Source organism: uncultured Nevskia sp. (assembly GCF_903885465.1).
Taxonomy (GTDB): domain Bacteria; phylum Pseudomonadota; class Gammaproteobacteria; order Nevskiales; family Nevskiaceae; genus Nevskia.
This window is the reverse complement of the sequence record NZ_CAISIQ010000122.1, coordinates 1-4661: the sequence shown is the minus strand read 5'-3', so window position 1 is coordinate 4661 and position 4661 is coordinate 1. Positions and strand designations below refer to the sequence as shown.

Below are 4661 nucleotides of genomic sequence, written 5' to 3'. Positions count from 1 at the left end.
GGCCGGCGCCCGGGTGCACGGTCAGGCCCGGCGGCTTGTTGATCACCGCGATGTCGTTGTCCTCAAAAACCACTTCGAGCGGGATCGCCTGCGGCCGGTCATTGCTGGCCAGCGGCTGTTCGTCGACCGTCAGATCGAGCACATCGCCGGTGGCCACCGGCTGACGCGCCTTCTCGGCCGGCGCGCCGTTGATGATCAGCGCCCCACTCTCGATCCAGCTTTTGAGTCGGCCCCGAGACCAGGCCGGGAACAACTGCGCAGCCACGGCGTCCAAGCGCTGGCCGTGCAGGAAATCGGGTACCTGCGCTTGCTCCACCTGGCTCATGATCTCGCCCCCCGACACCAGAGTTGGTGCCGCGACGAGGGCTGACAGCCATCGGCTATACTCATTTTTTGACTCAACGTGCTGATGCTCCGCGTAATGATCGATCGTTCTTCCCGCGGCCCGTCCGCAACGCGCGCACTGCGCGTTATCTGCCTCGCCTCGCTGGCGGCCCTCGCGACTGGCTGCGCCTCGAAAGGCGACAAAGCCGATCGTCCGGACAATCCGTTCCGACCTGGCTCGGAAGTCGGCCCCTCTGGCGCCACGCCGCAGACCGAAGAGGCGCTGAAGGCCGAAGCGGCGCTGTTCTACCGGCGCGCGCATGAAGCGATGGTGGCCTCCGACTACGAGACCGCAACCACCCGCTACACGCAGCTGATTGCTCGCTACCCGTTCACCGAGTATTCGACTCAGGCCGAGCTCGAGAAGATCTTCGTCCAGTATCGCAGCTTCGCGCCGGATGAAGCGCTGCTCGCCGCGGATCGCTTCATCCGCGAACATCCGCGCCACGTCCATGCTGATTACGTTCAGTACCTGAAGGGTCTGATCAATTCCAGCCGCACGCAGGCGATCAGCGATTACCTGCCGATCGACTCGAGCAAGAAAGACGTCACTGGCGAACGCCGCGCCTATGACGATTTCGCCGTGCTGCTACAGCGCTATCCCAGCAGCCCCTATGCCGGCGACGCCCGCAAGCGGATGGTCTATCTGCGCAACCGGGTGGCCTCGCATGAACTGTCGATCGTCCGCTACTACGTCAAGCGCCAGGCTTGGGTAGCGGTATCGAAGCGCGCCGAGAATCTGATTGCCGAGTATCCCGGCGCCCCGGCGACGGTCGATGCGCTGAAGCTGCTGAAGCTGAGCTATGAAAAGCTGGGCCTGACGCCACAAGTGGCCGATCTCGACCTGCTGATCGCCAGCAATGCCGAGTCGATCGCCCAGGCGAGCGCGCCGCCACCGAAGCCGGGTCCGCGTACCGTCATCGTTCTGCCTACCGATCAGCCGTCGGTAGCGCCAGCCGCGCTTGCACCGGCCGCCGCCGCCACGCCAGCGGCACCAGCGGCCGCGCTGGAGCTGACCAGCGAAGCCCCGCAGGGCTTTTTCGAGCGGATCGGCGGCTACTTCGAATCGCTGAACAAGACCTACACGATCGACAGCAAGGAGACCAGACCGGCCGATGCAGCAGCCGCAGGTACTGCAGCTGCGCCGGCAGTCAGCACTCGGGCTGAGCCCGCCAACCCGTCGTCGGCCAATCAACCGGATGCCGCGTCGCTGACCACCGGCCCCTACGTGGGCGAGCCAGCGGCCATCAATCTGCCGCCTTTGTTCAGCGCGGGAGAGGCCGCCAAGCCGGCCCAAGCGACCACCGAGACTGCGCCGAAGGTCGAGGCTGCTGCGCCTGCAACTGCAGCAACGCCCGAAGAGAAGAAGGAGAAAGGCGGTCTGTTCGACTTCCTCAACAAGACCTACACGATCGGCGGCAGCAAGACGGATGAAGCGGCGGCGAAGAATCCACCGGCGACCACCAGCGAAGCGACGCCCAGTGACAGCAACACCCAGCTGAAGATGGATTACGAAGCGCCAGACGGCAGCAGCCAGCCGGTGACAGTCAACGGCAACACGACGCCCGAGCCACAACCTGCCGCCCCTCCGGCCACGCCATAAGCCCAGCGATCGGCGGTTGATGGACCATCGGGGCGCAGCGAAAGCCGCGCCCTTTTTCATGCTCGCAGTTCAGCGATCGCCGTAGACCGCGGTGATCGGATAGCGCCGTTCGCGCCCGAACGCACAAGGCGTGATCTTCGGCCCTGGCGGCGCCTGGCGGCGCTTGTATTCGGAACGCCGCACCAGCCCGGCAACACGACGCACGGTCGCTTCATCGAAGCCCATCGCGACGATCTCGGGGATCGACAGGCTGCGCTCGACATAGGCTTCGAGAATCGGATCGAGCACTTCGTAAGGCGGCAGCGAATCCGAATCCTTCTGGTCCGGCCGCAGTTCGGCGCTCGGCGGACGCTCGATGACCCGCTCGGGAATCACCGGCTTGCCTGCCGGCGCCAGCGTGTTGCGATAACGCGACAGCTCGTAGACCAGGCCCTTGTAGGCGTCCTTGATCGGCGCGAAACCGCCGCACATGTCGCCGTACAAAGTCGAATAGCCCACCGCCATCTCGCTCTTGTTGCCGGTGGTCAGCACCACCGGCCCGAACTTGTTCGACAGCGCCATCAGCAGCACGCCGCGCGAGCGCGACTGCATGTTTTCCTCAGCGAGATCGATCGGCCGGTCACCGAAGATCGGCGCCAGGGTTTCGGTGAACGCCTCGAACGGCCGTTCGATCGGCAGCACCGAATAGCGGATGCCGAGCGCCTCGGCTTCGAGCCGCGCATCGTCGTTGGACATGTCCATCGTGTAGCGCGATGGCAGCGACACCGCCCAGACCCGATCGGCACCGAGCGCGTCGGCGGCGATCGTCGCCACCAGCGCCGAGTCGATGCCGCCGGACAAGCCCAGCAACACGCCGGGAAAACCGTTGCGGTTGACGTAGTCGCGCGTCGCCTGCACCAGCGCGCGATAGACCTGCGCAACGCTGGAGGAAGCCGCTCGCCGCTCGCCGCTGAATGTCAGCGCGCCGTCCTGGCGCGTGACGGTCAGCGGGAATACGCCTTCGTCGAACAGCGGCGCTTCGAAGCCCAGCGAGCCATTGGTATCGATGGCCAGCGAATCGCCATCGAACACCAGTTCGTCCTGGCCACCTGCGCAGTTGACGTAGACGATCGGCAGATCCTGCTCGGCCAGGCGCTGGCGCAATACCACGCGACGCTCGTCCGGCTTGCCGATGTTGTACGGCGAGGCATTGATGTTGAGCAGCAGTTCGGCGCCGGCGGCCTTAGCCCGCGCCGTCGGGCCCGGGCCCCAGATGTCTTCGCAGATGCACAGGCCGATGGTCAGGCCATCGAGCTTGAACACGGTCGCGCTCGGCGCGCCCGGTGTGAAATGGCGGCGTTCGTCGAACACGCCGTAGTTCGGCAACAACTGCTTCCGGGCTCGAGCAACCAGCCGACCATCGCGATAAACCGAGGCCGCGTTGTAGGTGCGGCGGCCGCCGGCATCGTCGACGAACTCCGGATGGCCGACGACGATGTGAATGCCGTTCGAAGCCGCCGCGACCTGCTCCAGCCCAGCGGCGATTGCCTGCGGCAGCGCGGTGCGCAGCAGCAGGTCATCCGGCGGATAGCCGAGCAATGACAGCTCCGGCGTGGCGACCAGCTGAGCACCGAATTCATCGCGAGCCTTGGTGGCCGCGGCGATGATCTTGGCGACATTGCCGTCGATGTCGCCGACCCAGAGGTTCAGCTGGGCGGCAGCGAGGACCAGCGGCTTGTTCATCAGAGTTTCGTTTCCACAATCAGGGACGACACGATACCGGCACGATAAACGAGAAAGGGCGCGACGAATCGCGCCCTTTCCGGTTACTTCAGTTGCTGGACAGCGATCAGAGCAGCGACTTCATCGCCGCGCCGAGGTCCGCCGGCGAGCGAACCGTCTTGACGCCGGCCGCTTCGAGCGCCGCGAACTTCTCGTCCGCCGTGCCCTTGCCGCCCGCGATGATCGCGCCGGCATGGCCCATGCGCTTGCCAGCCGGTGCAGTGACGCCGGCGATGTAGGCCACCACCGGCTTCTTGACGTACTGCTTGATGTAGGCCGCCGCTTCTTCTTCCGAAGAACCGCCGATTTCGCCGACCATGATCATGCCGTCGGTTTCCGGATCGGCTTCGAAGCGCTTCAGCACGTCGATGAAGCCGAGGCCGCGAACCGGATCACCGCCGATGCCGACGCAGGTCGACTGGCCGAGGCCGTTCTGGGTGGTCTGGTGCACGGTTTCGTAGGTCAGCGTGCCCGAACGGGAGACGATGCCGATACGGCCCGGCTTGTGGATGTGGCCCGGCATGATGCCGATCTTGCACTGGCCCGGGGTGATCACGCCGGGGCAGTTCGGACCGATCAGCACGGCGTCCGGATAGGCCTTGAGTGCGGCCTTGACCTTGACCATGTCGATCACCGGAATGCCTTCGGTGATGCAGATGATGACCTTGATGCCGGCGTCCGCCGCTTCGAGGATCGCGTCTGCCGCGCCGGGGGCCGGCACATAGATCATCGTTGCGTCGGCGCCGGTGGCGCGCACCGCGTCATGAGCGGTGTTGAACACCGGCAGCGACAGATGGCTGCTGCCGCCCTTGCCCGGCGATACGCCGCCGACCATCTTGGTGCCGTAGGCGATCGCCTGTTCGGAGTGGAAGGTGCCCTGCTTGCCGGTGAAGCCCTGGCAGATGACCTTGGT

The 4661-nt window shown here is 65.5% G+C and carries 4 protein-coding genes; 1 reads left to right on the top strand and 3 read right to left on the bottom strand.

Annotated features, from left to right (window positions below; genetic code table 11):
- A partial coding sequence (locus QZY06_RS04495) for a S4 domain-containing protein (RefSeq protein WP_295680749.1) occupies window positions 1-325 on the bottom strand: 325 nt, incomplete at its 3' end.
- A gap of 96 nt (window positions 326-421) precedes the next feature.
- On the opposite strand from QZY06_RS04495, the gene QZY06_RS04490 reads away from it, so the two are divergent.
- A complete protein-coding gene (locus tag QZY06_RS04490) occupies window positions 422-1987 on the top strand; it encodes an outer membrane protein assembly factor BamD (protein ID WP_295680747.1) in 1566 nt (521 codons plus the stop codon).
- 69 nt (window positions 1988-2056) lie between these two features.
- Here the strand turns inward: QZY06_RS04490 and QZY06_RS04485 are convergent, their stop codons facing one another.
- Window positions 2057-3709 (bottom strand): NAD+ synthase, encoded by a 1653-nt coding sequence (locus QZY06_RS04485; protein WP_295680743.1) that lies wholly within the window; start codon window positions 3707-3709, stop codon window positions 2057-2059.
- A gap of 106 nt (window positions 3710-3815) precedes the next feature.
- Window positions 3816-4661 (bottom strand): succinate--CoA ligase subunit alpha (sucD, locus tag QZY06_RS04480; RefSeq protein ID WP_295680740.1); only part of this gene is annotated, 846 nt, incomplete at its 5' end.

Bases quoted from the DNA above. Each gene is read 5' to 3' on its own strand.
- QZY06_RS04490 (WP_295680747.1), top strand. From the start codon at position 422: ATGATCGATCGTTCTTCCCGCGGCCCGTCCGCAACGCGCGCACTGCGC.
- QZY06_RS04485 (WP_295680743.1), bottom strand. From the start codon at position 3,709: ATGAACAAGCCGCTGGTCCTCGCTGCCGCCCAGCTGAACCTCTGGGTC.